This window comes from candidate division KSB1 bacterium (assembly GCA_016214895.1).
GTDB lineage: Bacteria > Electryoneota > RPQS01 > RPQS01 > RPQS01 > JACRMR01.
This window is the reverse complement of the sequence record JACRMR010000002.1, coordinates 303,299-322,748: the sequence shown is the minus strand read 5'-3', so window position 1 is coordinate 322,748 and position 19,450 is coordinate 303,299. Positions and strand designations below refer to the sequence as shown.

General features: G+C 61.9%; 18 protein-coding genes. 12 read left to right on the top strand and 6 right to left on the bottom strand.

Annotated features, from left to right (window positions below; translation table 11 throughout):
• Positions 1-48: 48 nt before the first annotated feature.
• From HZB60_01315 to HZB60_01260, 12 genes are all read left to right on the top strand, one after another.
• The gene (locus HZB60_01315; GenBank protein ID MBI5058400.1) at positions 49-1,320 is read left to right on the top strand and encodes a TolC family protein; all 1,272 of its coding nucleotides are present in this window, start codon (positions 49-51) and stop codon (positions 1,318-1,320) included.
• 173 nt (positions 1,321-1,493) lie between these two features.
• On the top strand, positions 1,494-2,600 hold the full coding sequence (locus tag HZB60_01310; protein MBI5058399.1) for a polyprenyl synthetase family protein: 1,107 nt from the start codon (positions 1,494-1,496) through the stop codon (positions 2,598-2,600).
• 2 nt (positions 2,601-2,602) lie between these two features.
• Positions 2,603-3,319: a PTS sugar transporter subunit IIC gene (locus tag HZB60_01305; GenBank protein MBI5058398.1), complete on the top strand. Its 717-nt coding sequence runs from the start codon at positions 2,603-2,605 to the stop codon at positions 3,317-3,319.
• Complete coding sequence (locus HZB60_01300; protein MBI5058397.1) at positions 3,304-4,044, top strand: PTS system mannose/fructose/sorbose family transporter subunit IID; 741 nt, start codon at positions 3,304-3,306, stop codon at positions 4,042-4,044. The genes HZB60_01305 and HZB60_01300 overlap by 16 nt, the downstream gene beginning before the upstream one ends.
• A gap of 13 nt (positions 4,045-4,057) precedes the next feature.
• Positions 4,058-4,324: an HPr family phosphocarrier protein gene (locus HZB60_01295; GenBank protein MBI5058396.1), complete on the top strand. Its 267-nt coding sequence runs from the start codon at positions 4,058-4,060 to the stop codon at positions 4,322-4,324.
• On the top strand, positions 4,314-6,119 hold the full coding sequence (ptsP, locus tag HZB60_01290; protein MBI5058395.1) for a phosphoenolpyruvate--protein phosphotransferase: 1,806 nt from the start codon (positions 4,314-4,316) through the stop codon (positions 6,117-6,119). Before HZB60_01295 ends, ptsP begins: the two co-directional genes overlap by 11 nt.
• A 28-nt stretch (positions 6,120-6,147) precedes the next feature.
• Positions 6,148-7,218, top strand: a complete 1,071-nt coding sequence (locus HZB60_01285; GenBank protein ID MBI5058394.1) for a hypothetical protein — start codon at positions 6,148-6,150, stop codon at positions 7,216-7,218.
• Positions 7,219-7,332: 114 nt separating this feature from the next.
• The gene (locus HZB60_01280) at positions 7,333-8,328 is read left to right on the top strand and encodes an NTP transferase domain-containing protein (GenBank protein ID MBI5058393.1); all 996 of its coding nucleotides are present in this window, start codon (positions 7,333-7,335) and stop codon (positions 8,326-8,328) included.
• 166 nt (positions 8,329-8,494) lie between these two features.
• Positions 8,495-9,622 carry a methionine adenosyltransferase gene (locus tag HZB60_01275; protein ID MBI5058392.1) on the top strand — a complete coding sequence of 376 codons (1,128 nt, stop codon included), beginning with the start codon at positions 8,495-8,497 and terminating at the stop codon, positions 9,620-9,622.
• Entirely contained in the window at positions 9,619-10,938 is a 1,320-nt protein-coding gene (locus tag HZB60_01270; protein MBI5058391.1) for an adenosylhomocysteinase, read from the top strand. Before HZB60_01275 ends, HZB60_01270 begins: the two co-directional genes overlap by 4 nt.
• Before the next feature lie 86 nt (positions 10,939-11,024).
• Positions 11,025-13,052: a hypothetical protein gene (locus tag HZB60_01265; protein ID MBI5058390.1), complete on the top strand. Its 2,028-nt coding sequence runs from the start codon at positions 11,025-11,027 to the stop codon at positions 13,050-13,052.
• On the top strand, positions 13,049-14,296 hold the full coding sequence (locus tag HZB60_01260; protein MBI5058389.1) for a hypothetical protein: 1,248 nt from the start codon (positions 13,049-13,051) through the stop codon (positions 14,294-14,296). Before HZB60_01265 ends, HZB60_01260 begins: the two co-directional genes overlap by 4 nt.
• An 83-nt stretch (positions 14,297-14,379) precedes the next feature.
• On the opposite strand, the gene HZB60_01255 is transcribed toward HZB60_01260, so the two are convergent.
• From HZB60_01255 to HZB60_01230, 6 genes are all read right to left on the bottom strand, one after another.
• A complete protein-coding gene (locus HZB60_01255) occupies positions 14,380-15,456 on the bottom strand; it encodes an LptF/LptG family permease (GenBank protein ID MBI5058388.1) in 1,077 nt (358 codons plus the stop codon).
• The gene (locus tag HZB60_01250; protein ID MBI5058387.1) at positions 15,453-16,868 is read right to left on the bottom strand and encodes a glutamate--tRNA ligase; all 1,416 of its coding nucleotides are present in this window, start codon (positions 16,866-16,868) and stop codon (positions 15,453-15,455) included. Before HZB60_01250 ends, HZB60_01255 begins: the two co-directional genes overlap by 4 nt.
• Positions 16,861-17,241, bottom strand: coding sequence for a DUF3566 domain-containing protein (locus tag HZB60_01245; GenBank protein ID MBI5058386.1), 381 nt, complete (start codon positions 17,239-17,241; stop codon positions 16,861-16,863). The genes HZB60_01250 and HZB60_01245 overlap by 8 nt, the downstream gene beginning before the upstream one ends.
• Positions 17,238-17,882: a PEGA domain-containing protein gene (locus tag HZB60_01240; protein MBI5058385.1), complete on the bottom strand. Its 645-nt coding sequence runs from the start codon at positions 17,880-17,882 to the stop codon at positions 17,238-17,240. The genes HZB60_01245 and HZB60_01240 overlap by 4 nt, the downstream gene beginning before the upstream one ends.
• A 16-nt stretch (positions 17,883-17,898) precedes the next feature.
• Positions 17,899-18,792, bottom strand: coding sequence for a zinc ABC transporter substrate-binding protein (locus tag HZB60_01235; protein ID MBI5058384.1), 894 nt, complete (start codon positions 18,790-18,792; stop codon positions 17,899-17,901).
• A 155-nt stretch (positions 18,793-18,947) separates the two neighbouring features.
• Positions 18,948-19,448, bottom strand: a complete 501-nt coding sequence (locus HZB60_01230; protein MBI5058383.1) for an MGMT family protein — start codon at positions 19,446-19,448, stop codon at positions 18,948-18,950.
• Positions 19,449-19,450 lie beyond the last annotated feature (2 nt).

Sequence of the window (19,450 nt, the reverse complement as noted above, 5' to 3'; positions counted from 1 at the left end):
GCTCTTCTTCTGTTGTCAATGCCTGCCTGGGCAGCATCCGCCTTCCCGTTGGTGAACAGTACCGCTCCCCTGTCGGTGGATTCGCTGGTGCAGATCGGATTCCGCAATAATCCCGGTCTCCATGAAACGGAACAGGACATCCGTCTGAACGCGATCGGCAAGGTGAACGCGGCGGGCCAGTTCCTGCCGACCGCCTCGGTGGGTGCGAACTTCTCGGAGAGTCACTATTCGACCGCGACGTTTACGAATCCCGACGGTTCGGTTTCCGCTGAGGGTCGGACGGGGAGTTCCCGCTCGTCGTCGCAGGACTTGAGTGCGAGCTGGCTGCTGTTTGACGGAGCGCAGCGGTATTACCTTTACAAGATGGCGAAGTCGCAAGAGACGATCAACAACCTCACGGTCGGTGACGCGCGAAAGACCCTGGCGCGGACGATTGCCTCGCAGGCGGTACTGGTACTGACCCGGCAGAAGCTCCACGAGTTGAGCCAGAAGTTGCGCGATCAGCGGCAAGATGCCTATGATCTGGCCAAGGCGCGATTCGACGTTGGCGCGGTGACGGAGCTGGACGTGTTGCAGGCGCAAATCGCGTTGGGCCGCGCGGAAAATGACATTACTTCCGCCGCGCGCGATCTGCAATCCGCTCGCGAGCAGTTGAATCAGACGTTGGGTATTGATCTGAAGAGCGATTATGCGATCGAGGAGTTCGGCGACGCCACTCCGTTTCAATTCGAGTTGGATAACTTGATCCACTCGGCCTACGTCAACCGCACGGATCTGGAAATCGCCCGGCTGAGCTCGAAGGTGGCGAGGTACAATCTGTTGCGCACTAAACAGAACTACCTGCCGACCGCGTCGCTCGGCGCCACCTGGTCGCGGTCGCAACAGGTCGATGGGACGAGTGACGCGTGGACCTTGGACCCGAAGAATCGCTACGCAACTTATTCGCTGCGGTTGAGCTGGACGTTATTCGACGGCTTCAGTCGCGAGCTGGATGTCGTGCAGCAACGCGTGAACCGGGACAAGGCCGAGGACCGGGCGCGGCAGCTTGAGCTTTCGCTGGAGCGCGACGTACGCGATGCGTTCTACGCACTCGAGAATGCGTATAATCAGCTGCAAATTACGGGTCGCAATCGCGAGTTGGCCTCGCGCACGCTGGAACTCGAGCGCGAGCGTTACCGGCTGGGTGCCACGTCGCAGTTGTCCCTGCGCGATGCTCAGGTCACCTATGCACAGGCGGAGACCGATCATCTGTCGAAGCAGCTGGAGTATCAGAGTAATCTCATCGCGCTGGAGTTGGCGGTGGGGATGGAGTTGCGGTAGCCTCGATCCGCAATGGAACGGAAACGCCAGCGGGCCGTCGTGATGACGGCCCGCGAAGTTTTCCGGCACGGGCGGCGGCGCTGCGGACCGTTCATTGAACGGCACCAACACCAGCTTGCAATTCTGCGGGAAAGGGTGTATTATTAGAAGTTTAGAACCTCCGGAGCTGGTCGTTGCCTACCTATCAAATTCAATTATCACAAAGACTTCAGGAGGAGATTGAACGTCGGGTTTCCGCGGTTCAGGCGTATGTCCTGAATCATGAAACGGTAAGTCGTTTCGCTCCGGAGGACATGCGCGAGGCCGTCACCTGCTATTTCGCGTCGGGCGGCAAGCGGCTGCGACCGGCGGTGTTGCTCTTGTGCTGCGGCGCGGTCGGCGGGGACGAAGCCACGGCGATCAGTGTCGCGGCGGCCACGGAGATCTTTCATACCTGGACGCTGGTCCACGATGACATCATCGATCGGGATCCGATGCGGCGCGGCCAGCCCACCGTCCACGAGCGATTCTTCCGCAAGCCTTCGACGCACGCCCTGTTCGGCACGGGCGCGGAAGCGCGGCACTACGGAGTCAGTGTGGCGGTGCTGGCCGGGGATGTCCAGCACGGCTGGGGGATCAGCCTGATGACCGAATTGACGCGCAAGTTCGGCGTCGATGCGGAAGTGACGCTGGCGTTGATCAATGAACTGGACACGCGCGTGCTCTGCACGCTGGTCGAAGGCGAAATGTTGGACGTGCAATACTCCCGCGTTCCCATCGACCAGCTCACGATTGAGCAGATCGAGACGATGTTGTGGAAGAAGACTGGCGCGCTGTACGAGTTCTGCGGGACGACCGGAGCGGCCATCGGTTTGAACACTCCGAATCTCCATCATCCGCTGGCGGTCGCGCTGGCGGAGTTCTGCAGCGCGTGCGGTGCGGCATTTCAGCTTCAGGATGATATCCTCGGTTTAATCGGCAATGAACAAACGCTGGGCAAGCCGGTCGGGGCGGATATTCGCGAGGGCAAGCGGACGGTGATTGCGCGGCATGCCTACGCCCATGCGACGCCCGTGGAGCGCGAACTGATCTCGGCGACGCTCGGCGACCCGCAGGCGACCCCCGGCCGGATTCAAGAGGTCACTGACTTGCTGGTGCGGCGCGGCGGAGTACGCTTCACGGCGGAACGCGCGCGCGGCCACGTCAATCGCGCTTTGAAATACCTTGAGCAACTCCCGCCGACGGAGAACCGCGAGCTGCTCGCCGAATGGGCGCAGCTCATGATCGAACGGGACTTCTGATCGTGCACTGGACAGCGGCGGCCCTCGCGGGAATGGTTGTCTATCTGGACACGACCGCGGTGGGACAGTTGATGATTTGTCAGCCGTTGATCGCCTGTCCGCTGTACGGATTGCTGATGGGTCGGCCCGAAATCGGTTTGTTCTTTGGCGTGGGTTTTCAGCTTTTGTGGCTGGGCAGCTTGCCGATTGGAGCGGCGAAGTTTCCGGAAGGAAACGTCGGCGCGCTGATCGCCACGGCCACGGCCGCCTCGGTCCCGGCCACGGCGGCGGGCGAACCGGCCTGGTTCGTGTTGGCGATTGCCACGATGGCCGGCGTGCTGGCGTCATATCTCGGCGGGGAAGCGACGCCGCTCGTTCGCAAGGCCATGAATCATGTCGCGCCGCGTGTCGTGTCGGCGGCCGCGGCAGACGATCGGCTGCAGTTTCGTCTGCTCGTTCTCGGCGCCGTCGCCATTCACGCCCTCACGGGCGCGTTGCTGGCGCTGGTCGGCTACGGCTTTGGCCGCGCGCTGCTGGCCCTCTATTTGGGCGACTATGCCGCACTCGGAGTGCCTACTTCCATCGTCGAAGCGACGGACTCGCTGTTTTCCGGGCTATGGCCGGGATTGTTGGGCGCGGGGGCGGCCGTGCTCTTCGCGCGGTTTGTTCGCAAACGGAATGTGGTCGCGTACGGTCTCATCGCCGCGAGCGCCGGAGGACTTGCATGGTTGACACTCTGAGCAAATCCGACGCGCGGCAAATCGCGTTGCGGTCGTATGTCCTGCAAACGCTGCTGAATTTCCGCACGATGCAGGGGCCAGGCTATTTGTTCTCGCTGCTGCCCGCTCTTCGCCGGGGCGGCGGTCGTGCGGCGGAGTTGCGCCGCGCCGCGGGCTTCATGAATTCTCATCCGGTATTCGCGGCTTACGCGCAGGGCGCGATTTTGCGCCGGCTTCGGGAGAAATCGCCGGCGGGCGATGCCGAGTTCAATTCGTGGCGCGAGTCGCTGGCGGGACCGCTGGGACTGCTGGGCGATCAGCTGATCTGGGATCGCTGGAAACCGATCGTGTTTGCCGCCGGGATCATTCCGATCCTGCTCTGGCCCTCGGTCATCAGTTGGGCGGTGACCGCTTCCATTTGCCTGCTCGTTTACAACGTTCCGCTGTATCGGTTGCGGGTTTTCGCAGTTCGCCGAGGATATGAACTGGGCGAGCGGGTTTTGCAGGTGCTGGGCGAGCCGTGGGTAGGGCGGGTTCGCAAGGCGTTGAATCGCACCGGAGTCGTGGTCGCGGGGCTGGTGTTGGGAGTCAGTCTCATCCGGAGTTCGTCGGGAGCCTGGCCACTGTTCGCGCAGTTCGCGGTGGCCTTCGCGGTGATGACGGCCGGGCAGAAGTTGCGCCTGACCGTAACGCTGTCGTTGTTGCTATCGTTGGTCGCGGCGATTGCATTGGGAGTTCTGCTTTGAGTTCATCGAACCCATGATTCAGAAAGAAGTCACGCTGCTGAACCGGCTGGGACTGCATGTCCGGCCGGCGGCCCAGTTCACTAAGATCGCCGGCCGCTACAAGTCGGACGTGTTTCTCGTTCGCGACGGGATGCGTGTGAATGCGAAAAGCATTATGGGCGTGATGATGCTGGCGGCCGGTAAAGGGTCCAAGTTAATCATTGAATGTATCGGTGAGGACGAGGCGCCGCTGTTGAACGAATTGGTTCAACTGGTTGAGAACAAGTTTCATGAAGATTAGCCCTCCCAAGCCGACGGTCAGCCACCCGCTCTATACGGGCGGTGAGCTGGTGCTGCGCGGAATTCCGGCCTCGCCGGGGATCTCGATCGGCCGCGTGCACTTATTGGTGCCCGAGACGCCCGTGGTGCAGCCGCGCAAGATTGCTCCCGGCGAAGTTCCCGGGGAGCTGGTGAAGTTCGAGCAGGCCTTGACCGCCACGGCGGCGGCCATCGAGCGGTCCAAGGATCGCGCTCTATCGGTGGCCGGGATTGCCGCCGCCAAGATCTTTGACGCGCATCTGTTGATTCTCGACGATGTGGTGTTCCAGGATGATGTGCGCGCCCGGGTCACGCGCGAGCAGTTTTGCGTGGACTACATCGTCAATGACGTGCTGGGTCATGCGATCGATGTCATGGACAAGACGGAAGGCGAGCTGTTTCGCGAGCGGGCCGCGGATATTCGCGACGTGCGCAACCGGTTGTTGCGGTTCATCAGCGGGAAGGGCGATGTGATGCCGGAAGCGCCGGCGGAACCGGTAGTGCTCGTGGCGCATGATCTCTCTCCCACCGATACGTTGCACCTCGACCGGCATCTGATCGAGGCGATTGCCGCCGATACCGGCGGTCTGACATCGCACACGGCGATTCTGGCGCGGTCCCTGGACATTCCGGCGGTGGTCGGGGTAACCGACCTGTCGTGGCGGGTAAAAGCGGGCGATCAGATCGTTTTGAACGGGAACTCGGGCAAGGTGATCGTGCATCCCTCGGAATCCACGTTGGAGGAGTATCGCGCCAAGCAGCAGCGCTATCGCGCGTTCGTCTCGTCACTGGAGAATCTCAAGGATCTGCCGGCGCAGACCGCGGATGGCCACGAAGTTCAGCTGTGGGGGAACATTGAGTTGCCCTACGAAGCCGAGTCGGTGCTGGGTCACGGCGGGACCGGTGTGGGTCTGTTTCGCAGCGAGTTCATGTTCTTGACGCGTGAAACCGTCCCCACCGAAAACGAGCAGTTCGACACTTACGACCGGGCGGCGGAGATTCTGGCGCCGCGGCCGCTGGTGATTCGCACGTTCGATCTGGGCGGCGACAAGCTGCACGGATCCATAAATCTCAAGGAAGAAAAGAATCCGTTTCTCGGCTATCGCGCGATTCGGGTGTCGCTGACGCGGCGCGATTTGTTTCGCGCGCAGTTGCGGGCGATTTTGCGCGCGTCGTCGCGGGGCAATGTCCGGATCATGTTTCCGTTTATCTCCGGGCTGGAGGAGTTGCGCGAGGCCAAGGCCGTCGTGGCCGAAGCGTCGGCGGAATTGGACCGATTGCGGATTCCGCATGATCCGCAGCTCAAGATCGGGATCATGGTGGAGATTCCGTCCGCCGTTGTGATTGCCGATCATTTGGCGGAGGAGAGCGATTTCTTTTCCATCGGCACGAACGATTTGACGCAATACACGGTGGCGGCGGATCGCGGCAACGACATGGTGTCGAACTACTATCGTTCGTTTCATCCGGCTGTGTTGCGGCTGATTCAACAGACGATTCGCGCGGGGCACAAGGCGAAGATTCCGGTGGCAATTTGCGGCGAGTTCGGCGCGAATCCGGTGGCGGCGCCGCTGCTGCTCGGTTTGGGAATCGACGAGATCTCCACGAACGCGACGGCGATTCCGGAGATCAAGAAGACGATTCGCACGTTGTCGATGGCGGATTGCCGCAAGATCGCGACGCGGGCGCTGCGGATGAAGACCGCGGCGGAGATCCAGACCTACCTCAGCGGCGAGTTGAAATCGCGCCTGGCCGATCTTCCGATTTGGTTCACGTAATTCTGCTCGTCCCTCATTCTCTCCCGATATGCCCAAGCACTTGAATATTTCCGCCGAGCGGCTGCGGACGCTGGATTCGCAGGACATGCTCGGCAAGACCCTGGAACTGCCGGATCAGGTTCGTCGCGGCTTCGAGCTGGGTCATGCGTTCGCGCGCAATCATTCGTTATCTCGCCCGGACGCGGTCGAGTGGTACGGTCTCGGCGGCAGCGCCGTCGCGGGCGACCTCGTGCAAGCGTTTGGTTTCACGCCGCCGCTGGTGTCGCTGCGCATTCAGGTCTGTCGCAGTTCCGGCTTATCCGTTGATCCTCGCTTGTTGAGCAGCTATTCCGGCAACACAATTGAAACCGTCACGGCATTCCAGCAGGTACCGCCGCAGCGGATTTGGTTCAGCATGTCGAGCGGCGGCCGACTGGAGGAACTCGCGGTACAACATCGCATTCCGCATTTGCGCTTGCCGGGCGGCTACCCGCCGCGCGCGGCGGTCGGCTTTGGTCTCGGGGCATTCCTCGCGATTCTGGAAGAAGTCCACGGGTTTGACGGTAGTCGTCCGCTGGAGCTCCAATGGGAACGTCTCGCGACGGATGTCGCGCGTTATCGGCAATTGGATCGGGTGGCGAATCTTGCGCTCGCGGCGGCAGAGAAGTTCGTCGATCGCGTTCCCGTGATTTACTCAGTGGATCCCGCGGTCACCGGCGCGTTGGCCTTTCGGTTTCGCACACAACTCGCCGAAAACGCCAAGACCTGGTCGCACGTGGCCGAACTGCCGGAACTCGCCCACAACGAAGTCGAGGCGTGGTCGTCGCTGGGGCAGGTGTTGCCGCAACCGCTGGTGGTCTTCCTCGGGGGGTGGCGCGAGTCCACGCCGCTGGTGGATCCGCGTCCGTCCCTGCGGGAGTTGTTGGACTCCCTCCAGATTGCGCACATGACCATTGACCCGTCTGAACTCTGGCCCGAATCTGAAGTCCGGCTGGAAGCGGGGCTGCGGTCCCTCTTGTTCCTGGACGTCATCTCAGTCTTCCTGGCGCTGCTGAGAGCGACGGATCCCTTTGATATTCCTAACATTTCGCGGATAAAATCGGCGACTACCCGGGCTTGAAAAGGACCGGGGAAGTTCGTACATTTTGGTTTGCCCGTTCCACGACCCGTCCTTGGGCACCTGCCGCGCCCGGCCCGTGCCGCCCGCATTGACCACCCAGAGGCTTCCCGGTATTTGAAAGCGATCATCCCCGTCGCCGGAGTCGGCTCGCGACTTCGGCCCCACACGTTTACGCTGCCCAAAGTCCTGCTGAATGTCGCGGGGAAGCCGATCCTCGGCCATATTCTCGATCACTTGCAGGCGGCGGGCGTAACGGAGGTCTCGCTCGTCGTGGGGCAGATGGGTGATTTGATCGAGCAATATGTACGGGAGAACTACTCGATTCCGGCGGAGTTCATCGTGCAGTCGGAACCGAAAGGTCTTGGCCATGCCGTATCGCTCGGTCTGAACGAGCAGGATCGCGAAGTTCTGGTGATTCTGGGTGATACGATTTTCGAAATTGATCTCGGTCGAGTGATCGGCAATTCGACCGGGTCGGCGCTCGGCGTGAAAGAGGTCGCTGATCCGCGCCGGTTCGGTGTCGTCGAAATCGAGCACGGTCGGGTCTCGCGGCTCGTCGAAAAGCCGGAGAATCCCAAATCGAACTTGGTGCTGGTGGGGATCTACATGATTCGCAACGCGCAATTGTTGCGACGCTGCATCCACGTTCTATTCGATCGCCAACTGACGACCCGCGGCGAGTACCAGTTGACCGACGCGCTGCAATTAATGGTGGAGCAGGGTGAGCCGATCATGACATTTCCGGTCACGAGTTGGTTTGACTGCGGCAAGCCCGAGACGCTGCTGGCGACGAATCGCCATCTGTTGGACCAGCACGGCAGCAACGGCCAGCACGACCGGCCGGATATTGTGGTGGTTCCGCCGGTGTACATTCACCCGGAGACGACCATCGAGCGCTCCGTAATCGGGCCTTACGCGACGCTGGCCCGCGGCGCGGTCGTACGTGACGCGATGGTCCGCGATTCGATTCTCGCGGACGGCGCTCGCGTGGAAAACGCGCTCGTTGAAGGCTCGCTGGTGGGCAACAACTCGGCCATCGTGGGCAAGTTCCTGCGCTACAATCTCGGCGATTCGAGCGAGATTCTCTCGGATTCCGCGATCACGAATTGAGCCATAGAGTCCTCGCCGAGCGGGGTAACCTCGCCGAGCGGGGTGCCCCCACCCCGCCGGAATCTGGTCGGGTGCTTCACTTAGTTTTCATTCTACCCACGGCGGCGCGATATTCGGGCGAGCGCGTCTGTCACCTTCCGCTGAACCCGCCCCCTGGAAAGAGGCAATGAGAGACTTTGTATTTTCGAGCGAGTCGGTGACCGAAGGTCATCCGGACAAAATCGCGGATCAGATCTCCGACGCGATGCTCGATGCGGTATTGAAGGACGATCCCAACGGTCGCGTGGCCTGCGAGACGTTCGTGACCACGGGCATGGCGCTGGTCGGCGGAGAAATTACCACCACGACCTATGTGGATGTCCCGGCCCTCGTGCGCGGGGTGATCAAGAGCATCGGCTACACCGACGCGGCGTACGGGTTTGATTACGAGACCTGCGCGGTGATTACGACGATCGACCGTCAGAGTCCGGATATCGCGATGGGCGTGGACCGTGACGGTGCGGGTGATCAGGGCATGATGTTCGGCTACGCCTGCAATCACACTCCGGAAATGATGCCGCTGCCGATTGTGCTGGCGCATCGGCTGACCAAGCGGCTGTCGGAGATTCGCAAGAACGGCGCACTGCCTTATTTGCGGCCGGACGGCAAATCACAAGTCTCCGTTCGTTTCGAAAACGGCCAGCCGAAGGCAGTCGAGACCATCGTGGTTTCGACGCAGCACGATGAGAAGATCACGCACGAAGAGATCATCGCCGACATCAAGCGACTGGTCATCATTCCCAGCATACCGGCGGCGCTGCTGACGAAAGACGTGCGCATTTTCGTGAATCCGACGGGTCGCTTCGTGGTGGGCGGACCGCAGGGCGACGCCGGCTTGACGGGCCGTAAGATCATCGTGGATACCTACGGCGGGTGGGTACCGCACGGCGGCGGCGCGTTCTCCGGCAAGGATCCGACGAAGGTTGACCGCAGCGCGGCCTACGCGGCGCGCTGGGTCGCGAAGAACATCGTGGCGGCGGGGCTGGCGGATGAATGCGAGCTTCAACTCGCGTATGCCATCGGCGTGGCCGAACCGGTGTCGCTGCTGGTCGATACCAAGGGCACCGGCAAGTTGTCGGAGGCGGAACTCGAAAAGAAGATTCGCAAGGTATTTGATCTGACTCCGAAGGGGATTATCAGCGCGCTGAAGCTGCGTCGCCCGGTCTATCGCGAGACCGCGAGCTACGGGCATTTTGGCCGCACGGGCGACGGATTTACGTGGGAATTAACCGATAAAGTGAAGGAACTCGCATGAGCAATGGAACGGCCGCCGCGCGACCGAAGGCGAAAGCCAAGGCGGAGAAAGTGAAGCGCGACTACCATGTCGCCGATTTGAGTCTGGCCCCCGCCGGCAAGAACCGCATTCTGTGGGCGGATCATGATATGCCGGTACTGCAGGAGATTCGCGCGCGTTTTGAGAAAGACAAGCCGCTGAAGGGCAAGCGCATGTCGGCCTGCCTGCATGTCACCGCCGAGACCGCGAATCTGATGCGCACGCTCAAGGCGGGCGGGGCGGATGTGGTGCTGTGCGCGTCGAATCCGCTCTCGACACAGGACGACGTCGCCGCCTCGCTCGTGCAGGACTTCGGCATCCGGACCTATGCCATCAAGGGCGAGGACCGCGATACCTACTACGATCATCTCGACGTGGCGATGCGCTGGCAGCCGACGATCACGATGGACGACGGCGCCGACCTCGTTCACGGTTTGCACACAACGCATCGCGGTTTTGCCGAGGGGATTGTCGCCTCGCTGGAAGAGACGACGACGGGCGTGATCCGCCTGCGCGCGCTGGACAAGGAAGGCAAATTGCAGTTTCCGGTGTTCGCCGTGAACGACTCACAGACGAAGCATCTGTTCGATAACCGTTACGGTACCGGCCAGTCCACGCTGGACGGCATCATTCGCGCGACGGACATGCTGATCGCGGGCTGCACCGTGGTGGTGGCCGGTTATGGGATGTGCGGCAAAGGGTTGGCCTCACGCGCGAAGGGTCACGGCGCGGACGTCGTCATCACCGAGATCAACCCGATTCGCGCGCTCGAAGCGAAGATGGACGGCTACCGCGTGATGCCGATGGCGCAAGCGGCGACAGTCGGCGATGTGTTCTGCACGGTGACGGGCAACATCCATGTGATTCGTCCCGAGCATTTTTCCAAGATGAAAGACGGCGCGGTGGTTTGCAACAGCGGCCACTTCGACGTCGAGCTGGACCTTCCCGGTCTGGCCAAGCTGGCGAAGAAAGTGGATCGCAACGTCGTACAGTTCGTGGATCGTTACACGCTGCCCGGTGGCAACAAGATCATGATTATCGGTGAAGGCCGGCTCGTGAATCTGGCCGCGGCGCACGGCCACCCGGCTTCCGTCATGGACATGAGTTTCGCGACGCAGGCGCTGACGACCGAACATGCCCTCAAGCACGCCAGCAAGCTTTCGGTGGCCGTGCATGAAGTCCCGCTGTCCATCGAAAACTGGATCGCGACGACGAAGCTCGCGACGATGTCCAGCAAGATCGATAAGCTGACGGCCGAGCAGAAGCAATACCTGAGTTCGTGGGAGATGGGCACCTAACTGCGGTCCGCGGTCCGCGGTCGTGCCGGGAGTCTGACGCCGGCGGGTCTGGTTGGTTACCCGCGAGAACTATTCAAGAGAATCTTATGAACAGCGCGCTTCGATGGGTCGGGTTCTCGAGCGAAAATCGGCGGAACAGGATTTCGGTCCTGTTCCGCTTTTTGCTCGTGGTTGGGTTAATTCAAGGTTGCTCGTTGCCGCAGGCGCCGGGCCGCCTGCAATGGGATGTGCTGCTGACCGTGCCGTTCGGCTCGCGCACGTACCGGTTGAATGAAATGGTCGATCCGGATTCGGCGATTCGCGAGCGCGGCTACGGTGTGGGGATGAACGGCGACAGCCTGCTCTACTTCGCCGCGTACGATTCCGTCAGCGGCGATTTCGAGGACTCCCTCCGGCTCGATCCGTTCGCCTACCGGATCAGCCGACCCTTGCAGGCGATCATGCTGCCCGTGGATAGCCGGCAGAGCTGGTATCGCTCGCTCGGTGGTCTGAATCCGCAGATGGCGATCTACCATGGTCAGATCGAGAATTTGCCGCAACACGCGCTCACCGGCGCCTGCGCGTTTTCGCTCGGCGATGACGTGGACAGTCTGCGTGTGGACACCGGGTCGGTGACACTGACCGTTCGCAATGACTTGCCGTACAGTGTGGACAACCTCGAGATCTTACTGCGGGATTTGCATAATCACCGCCAACGCCTGACCGAAATTGCCTCGCTTTCGTCCGGCGATTCGGCTCAAGTCACGGTTCGGCTCGACGATGAGCTGATCGGGAGTTTGGCGAATTTCGAGTTCAACGCCACGGGTCGCGGCGGCAGCCAGATTCTGGTGGATTCGACGCAGGGGCTGGCGGTCAGCGCCGCGCTGACGACTCTGCAATGCGTACCGTTCTACGGCGTGATCCGCGAGCAGGATCTCACGCGCGATTCGTCCTTCACGCTGACGCAGCAGCACCGACTTTACGATGGCATCGTCCAGCGGGGCACAATCGACGTCACGCTCTACAACGACACGCAGCTCGACGACTCGGTGTGGATTGTCTTCCCCGAGATCACATCTCCTGCCGGCGACACCTTGATCACACGGGAGCTGGTTCCGGCGCGCGAACAGCGTTTCGTCCAAACCGACCTCGCGGGCTACTATGTCCGGCTCTCCTACAGTGATCCGCAGCTCATACACGGCACGCTGCGCTCGCGTTCGTTCCCGACGGCGAATCACCGGGTTTTCACCGGCACCGGCGATGAGCGCGTCGAGGGCGAGTTCAGCGTAAGTACGGTTTCCTTCCTGTTTTTTGACGGCGAGCTGAACAACCTCACCGTAGATATTCCCGCCGAAGGTCAAGCCGTTGAGCGCCCGCCCGAAGGCTGGGACGCCGTGCATCCGCTGCAAGTGGACGGGGAACTCGCGCTGCATTCGGCGATCGCCTTGGCGGCGGACCTAACGCTCGAGATTTCTTCCTTCTATTTGGGCGCCTTGGTTGACAGCGTGCATGTGTATTTTCCCGACATCTATCTCGGAGCGGACAGCACGCTGCCGCTGCCCAATCTGGCCGCGCTGACTTCGACCTTTCCGGATTCGTTCGCGTACAGCGGCTACCTCTCCACTCGCGGCGCGGTGGCCGTCTATGCGACGGATCAGATCAGCGCCGATATTTCGATCGTTGCTCCGCTGCGGTTCACGTTGGGTGAGGTGAATGCCCCCGGCGATGTCGAGATCGTGGAAATGGACGCGATCGACAATTTGCAGGAGGGCTCGGCGCACATCAAGATCTGGAATCGCCTTCCGGCCGGCGGCGACGCCTATATCATCGCCGGACACGACAGCACGGCGCTGCTGCCCGAATCGGGACAGGATGTGGACACGATCTATGTCGCGGTGATCCCGACCCCGCCGATTTCCGGCGGTCGCGCTACGGCCGAAGCCTTCGCCGAGTACCAAGTCGCGTTGACCCAGCCGATTCTTGCCCTGCTCGAGCATCCGCCGTTCTATTTCCGCGCGAACATTCACTTGCCGTCTTCCGGCGGCGCGGAACGGCTTGCGCACGGCACCGACTACGTGACGGTTCAAGTGACGGCGCAAATCGTCCACACGATTGACACGGAGGACGGAGAATGAGAGTTCTCATCTCGTTGCTCTTGCTGGCCGCGACCACGCTGGCGCAGCCGGTCGATCCCAACACCACCGCCCGCGCCGGGGTTCACGACCTGGGGTTGAAGTTCGGCAGCGCGTTGCTGTCGAATCCCGCGCAACTGGCGCAGGAGAAACCGTACCGCTTCTCGCTTGAATTGCTCTCGCTTTCGGCATCGGGTTGGAACAACAGTTTCAGCACGGGATTCTGGAATCGGGAGATTGCCGGCGATCACTACCTCGATGCTGCCGCGGAACAACGCATACTGGATCGCATTCCCGACCAGGGCCTGCGCTTGGACGGAGCGGTAAGTGTTCCGGTGTTCGGCCTGACCTACAACAACGTCGCGGGGCGCGTTTCTCTCGAGTCCGCGGGCAGTGCCCGGCTGCCGCGTGATTTGGCCCGGCTGGGTTTTGAAGGCAATCTGCTCAATCAGCCCTACACGGTCGGGTCGCTGCGCGGCGAAGGATTGCTGTACATGAATTACGCGCTGGGTTTCGGCCACACCTTCGAGCAGGAGTATGTCAAGCGGTTTTCCGCCGGCGCGGGCTTTCATTTCTATCAGGGTCTCGAACTCGGCAAGGTCGCGCAGGTGAGCGGCGAGCTCGTGCTCTCGGATTCGATCATCGACGGCGGTGCGTCGTTGCAGGGCGTGACCTCCCATACCGGCGACGGTGTGGGGTTCGACCTCGGCGCCGTCGCGGAGCTGAATGACCGCTGGCAGGTCGGGCTCGCCTTGCGCGAGATCGGCGTGCGCATGAGTTGGCAGGTGGACGAAAACAGCTTCATTTCGTTTTACGCCGACAGTGTGCGCATCGCGATCGACTCCCTGGACGACGAGGACTATCTGGACCGCGCGCTGCAAACCACGGACACCACTTACAAGGGCGGCGCCATCGAAACCAAGCTCCCGGTAATCCTGCAGGCGAACGCGCGGTATGCCGCCGCTCCGACGCTCGCGCTGCTCGGCGAGTTCGGCTTCGCGTCGAAAGGCACGCCGACGCAAACAGCCGCGGTGAACGTCGGTGGCGCGGCGGCGTGGCAGGCCCGGCCCTGGCTGCTGTTGCAGGGCGGGGTATCGGTGGGCAGTCCCTACGGCATTCGCTCGGGCGCTGGGATCGGTCTGCGCTTTAACTACTACGAGTTCGATCTCGCCGGCTCCTGGTTGGGCGGGCTTTTCAATGGCGCGAAGGGCGTTGACTTCGGCATCGTACACCGTTTGAAATTCTGAGCGCGCCGCGCCTCGGCGTGATGAGCAAAGCCGCCGCGCTGATTCAGCGCGGCGGCTTGCATGTTCAGGATCTCCCGCTGGTCTCACTTCGGCACTTTGACCACGAGATACAATCCGATTGCGCCGAACAGCACATTGCCGCTCCAGGCGGCGATGTAGGGTGAAATGGTCCCGTGATACCCGAGAATTTTGCCGACCTGAATGAACCCGAAGTAAACGAAGCATACGAGCAGCGAGAGTCCGAATCCGAGTACGAGTCCCCCGCGCCGGCGAAACGCGGCGAATGGCACGCCGAACAGCACGATGATGAAGGTGGCGAACGGCTGCGAGATCTTGAACGCGAGATCAACCACCCATTTCGCCGCGCGAATGCCGGAGGCCTGCAACCGCCCCACGAGGCTGCGCAGATCGAAGTAGTTCATCTCCTCCGGCTCGATGTTCACGCGCTCCAAATCGATCGGCAGGATCCCGAGATCGTCGCGCTGCAACGAATCTACGTAGGATTTCACGACCTCATGGTCAAGGTAGTCGCGCGTGTAAACGTGATAGAGCATCCAGCCCGAACCATGATAGCGTATCTGATCGGCGTCAACCCGCCGCACGATGCGTCCGTCTTCCACGGTGTGCAACCGGACCTGTCGCCCGCTCAGGGCCGCGGGATCGTACATGTCCATTCGCAAGTACGTGCCGCGCCCGGCCTGCATGTACAGCTTGCCCTGCCGCGTGGCGGTCGAGCCGGCGTTCTTTCTGATCTGCGTGCGGTAGATTTCCTTCCGCTCGTGATTCGCCGCCGGTACAATGGTCTCGCCGATGGCCAGCGCGCCGCCCGACAACGGCAGCGCGAGGAGCAAGAGCATCGTGAGCACGCGCCACAAGCTATACCCGGCCGACTGCATCGCCGTCAACTCATTGCGATAAACCAGTCCGCCCACCGTGAACAGCGTCGCGAGCAACACGGACACCGGCAACGTAAGATAGAGAATGAACGGCAGATACAGATAGTAGTAGCGCAGGATCAGCGCCCAACCGAGCTTGGCGTCGATGAACTTGTCGAGCTGCTCGGTGGCATCGACCGTGACGAAGATCACGAGGCTGGCGATGATCGCGAATCCGAGAAAGGTCAGAAACCGACCGAGGATATAGCGATCGAGCAGTTTCACGCTTCGATTGTCGCCAGCGCGCGGTCGATGCGCCGCAGCACGGTTTCGCGGCCCAGCGCATCCATCACATCGAAAATCCCCGGACTGACGGTCTTGCCGGTCAGCGCCAGCCGCAAGGGATGAATCAATTTCCCCGCGCTGATTCCGGCGGCCTCGCAGAAGGATCGCAGGTGTGCTTCGAGTGCGGTCGGATCGAACGCCGCCGTGGCGCTGAGTTCAGCGCGGTACGTTCGGAACTGCGCGACGATCGCAGCGTCGCCGAAATGTTTGGCCACACCCGCCGGATCATAACTCAGCGGGTCGCTGAAGAAGTACGGCGACTCCTCGAACAGGTCCTTCGGCAGCCGGATGCGCGTGCGAATCATCGGCAGCAGTTTGGCGAGATAATCCATCTCCAGCGACTGGCCGTCGGCATGATCGGCAAGATACTGCACGGCGTCGGCGTCGCCCAGCAACCGCAAATGCTCACCGTTCATCCACTCCAGCTTCGCGAAGTCGAACACCGCGCTCTTGGTCTGAATTCCATCCAGTGAAAACACGCGGACGAGTTCATCACGCAGGAAGATCTCGCGGTCTCCGCTTCCCGGCGACCAGCCGAGCAGAGTCAGAAAGTTGAACATGGCCTGCGGCAGAAAGCCGCGCGTCTGAAACTCCCCGACGGCGGTGGCCCCCGTGCGCTTGGAAAGCCGCTGCTTGTCCGGTCCGAGAATCAGCGGGACATGGCCGAAGCGCGGGACCGGCCAGCCCATGGCGCGGTAGATTCCGATCTGCTTTGGCGTATTCGAGATATGGTCATCGCCGCGCAGCACGTGCGACACGCGCATGTCCGCGTCGTCGCACACCACCGAGAGGTGGTAGGTCGGCGAACCATCGCTCCGAAGCAGCACGAAATCTTCCAACTCCGCTCCTTCGAAGTGAATCGGCCCGTGCACCAGGTCATCCCAGCCCAGTCCTTCGCGCGGTGCGGAAAACCGCACGGCGTACGGTTCGCCCTTTGCCCGTCGCGCGGGCGCCGCGGCGAGCGCGTGCTCCAGATCCGCGCGGAACCGGAACGCCGGCTCTTTGCGCGCCTGCGATTGCCGCCGCAGCTCTTCCAGCTCTTCCGGGGTCGTAAAATCGTAGTAGGCGCGGCCGCGTTTCACCAGTTCGTGCGCAACCTCGACAAACCGGTCCTTGCGATCCGATTGATAGACGACTGGTTCATCCGACTCGATTCCCAGCCATTTCAAGCCGTCCAGAATAACCTGGGCAAGTTCGCCGCGCGACCGCACGGGATCGGTATCCTCGATGCGCAGCAGGAACGTGCCGCCGGTCGCGCGCGCGTAGAGCCAATTAAAGATCGCCGTGCGGGCGCCGCCGACGTGCAGATAGCCGGTCGGACTGGGCGCGAAGCGGACGCGAACATCACTCATGCGGATCATCCTCATCGTCGGTCGAATCGGTGGTCGGAACCGGGGTGGCGTCCGGGTGATCGATCACGCTGAACTCAATCCCGCCGAACCAGCCGGCAATCAAATTGTACAAGAGTGCGAAGATCAATCCAGTGAACGCCCAGAGCAGCGAGAACATCAGCGCGGCGAAAATCGCGAGCACGATCAACGCCCCACCGCCCAATTCGCCGACACTTTCGCTGCCCGGCGGCAGGAACGACGGCCCGTAGGTTTGGGCGATAAAACTGACGATCATTCCATTGAAGAGGCCGAAGACAAAACCGAAGGCCAGTCCGAAAAAAAACCCGACGCGCACCGCGCTGAAGGGTTGTATGCGGCGAATTTCGCGAGTCATTTCAGGGTATCCTGCCGGACCGCTCCGGGTCGTTCGTAAGTTTGTGGCCGCAACATCAGCTCCGGCTGTGATTCCGCCGGACTGATCGTGACATTCTTGAACGCCTTGGTGCCGTCCGGCCAACGCGCTTCGAGATGGTGCAGCCCCTGGCCGAGTAACACGGTCGCGGGCGTGATCACGCCGAGCTCGCGATCATCGACCACCAGCGCCGAACCCGGTGGATCGCTGTCGATGCGCACGGTCTTCCACTTCCAGTTAGGCGCCGAACCGGTCACGGGCGGCAGCTTGCGATCGTCGCCACGCGCGATCTGCGCCATGATGAAGGTCACGCGCGTCGTATCATTGGGTTGAATCCGCACGCCTTGCACGGGCGGGACCGGCCGGTGGCCGTCAAGTCGCAACGACACGATGAATGAATCGGCGGGCAGATCGGAAAGGAACGCGGTCGTGAGCAGATCGGTCGGCCGTTTGTTCAGCACGACTTCGGCGCCCGATGGCCGCGACGTGACGATCAGCACTCCCGTTTGATTCCGCAGCAGCGCCCAGACGCCCCACAGGATCGCAAGCACGATCAGCGCCGCGGAGACCAGCAATCCGGACAGGGCGCGGCGGCGGTGCGCGGGGGAGATGGGTTGAATCACCGGCATAAGGTGCTCGCTATCGGCAGTTGGCGGAAAGCAAATTCACAATGGAGCGGAACAGCCCGAAGTTGTTGTCCATCGCGGCGTAATCTCCGACACTCGCGGGCAGTGCAATGGTCTTGACGCCGCTGTCCTGCCGCAACATGTCGAGGATGGCGCTGTGTGTGTACGGTTCAACCAGACACCACCTCACCTGTTGATCCCGGATCACATTCTGGATCGCCGCGATCTCAGCCGGCGAGGGTTCCACACCCGGCCGCGGCTCTACGGCGGCCGCGATGGTCCAGCCGAAATCCCGCGCCAGATAGTCCCACGTCGCGTGATACACCAGCACGGCGGGCGCGCCGCAAGCGCTCAGGTCCAGTTTCCAGACGGCCAGCGAATCCGTCAGCCGCCGCTCGAACCGTTCCAGATTAGCTCCGTACGTGGACGCGCCGTACCGATTCACCTGTGACAGTCCGTCCGCGATATTGCGCGCCACGGCCACCAGATTCGTGGGTCCCAGCCAGTAGTGCGGATTGCCGGCCGGATGATCGCCGTGCCCGTGCACGTCGCGCGCTCCGCCGTCGAGCGGAACGATCCCGTTGGAGCAATCAATCACACGGATCGAACGGTTTCCGGACGCGCTGATCAAGTCGTCGGCCCAGCCGTCCAACTCCATTCCGACCTTCAGATACACGGCGGCGTCCTTGACGGCGAGCACGTGCGCGGGTTGCAGCTCGACGGCGTGCGGATCCTGCGCGGCGGCGCACACGGACTTCACCGTGGCGGACTCCCCGGCAATTTCGCGCGCCACGGCGGCCAAATCATTCGTGGACGCGACGATGCGCAACGGCGCGGCGAGCCCGGGATTCACGATCAGGAACAACGCCATCATTGACCACATCATCGGCAGACAGACGTCACGCATGCAAGGTCGGTAAGTCGGCACCTGGAACTTGGATTTCGAGTTTTGAATTTCGGATGTTCAGGATAAACATAACCCCTAAGCGACACGCGGCGACTTAGGGGTGACAGGGTCAGTCAAGCGGTGGGGGACCGGTGCCGCGCACCCGGTGTCAACCGTCAGCGTGGGTCCGACAGATAGGCTTCGACATCCGTCACACGGAGCACGCCCCGGCGGAGGATGATCTCGACACCTTCGGCCCGCAGCATATTCGCGTGCGCGTCGATCCCGCCCGGGAATTTCGGATTCAGACTGCCGTCGTCCTTCACGACCCGCCAATATGGCGTGACGCGCGTCATGCCCTGGGCGCGCTCTTCCTCGGCGAACTCGGCAACGATTCTAAGAAAGATTCCCGTCGTGAGCGGACACGTCGAATCGGCTCCCTGCTCCGCAGCCAGTTCCCGACGGATCCGGGACAGCGTGGTCAGTCGGCCCTTTCGGACCTCGCGAATCTTGGCTTCGACCAGTCGCGGGGTGGCGATCAGCATCGTCCCGTTGCCGTATTGCTTGCGCCATTTTAAGGGAACATCGACAATCCTCGGCTTCGCCGGATTCTGCATCTTCACGGCCCACGGCTGGCGGCCGGAGACACTCGTGTGATGAATCGTAACCGCTGGCATAG

Coding starts and splice junctions, on each gene's coding strand:
- HZB60_01230 (MBI5058383.1), bottom strand. CDS start 19,448: ATGCCAGCGGTTACGATTCATCACACGAGTGTCTCCGGCCGCCAGCCG.
- ptsP (MBI5058395.1), top strand. CDS start 4,314: ATGAAGATTAGCCCTCCCAAGCCGACGGTCAGCCACCCGCTCTATACG.
- HZB60_01245 (MBI5058386.1), bottom strand. CDS start 17,241: ATGACTCGCGAAATTCGCCGCATACAACCCTTCAGCGCGGTGCGCGTC.
- HZB60_01250 (MBI5058387.1), bottom strand. CDS start 16,868: ATGAGTGATGTTCGCGTCCGCTTCGCGCCCAGTCCGACCGGCTATCTG.
- HZB60_01265 (MBI5058390.1), top strand. CDS start 11,025: ATGAACAGCGCGCTTCGATGGGTCGGGTTCTCGAGCGAAAATCGGCGG.
- HZB60_01270 (MBI5058391.1), top strand. CDS start 9,619: ATGAGCAATGGAACGGCCGCCGCGCGACCGAAGGCGAAAGCCAAGGCG.
- HZB60_01300 (MBI5058397.1), top strand. CDS start 3,304: ATGGTTGACACTCTGAGCAAATCCGACGCGCGGCAAATCGCGTTGCGG.
- HZB60_01275 (MBI5058392.1), top strand. CDS start 8,495: ATGAGAGACTTTGTATTTTCGAGCGAGTCGGTGACCGAAGGTCATCCG.
- HZB60_01295 (MBI5058396.1), top strand. CDS start 4,058: ATGATTCAGAAAGAAGTCACGCTGCTGAACCGGCTGGGACTGCATGTC.
- HZB60_01235 (MBI5058384.1), bottom strand. CDS start 18,792: ATGCGTGACGTCTGTCTGCCGATGATGTGGTCAATGATGGCGTTGTTC.
- HZB60_01285 (MBI5058394.1), top strand. CDS start 6,148: ATGCCCAAGCACTTGAATATTTCCGCCGAGCGGCTGCGGACGCTGGAT.
- HZB60_01260 (MBI5058389.1), top strand. CDS start 13,049: ATGAGAGTTCTCATCTCGTTGCTCTTGCTGGCCGCGACCACGCTGGCG.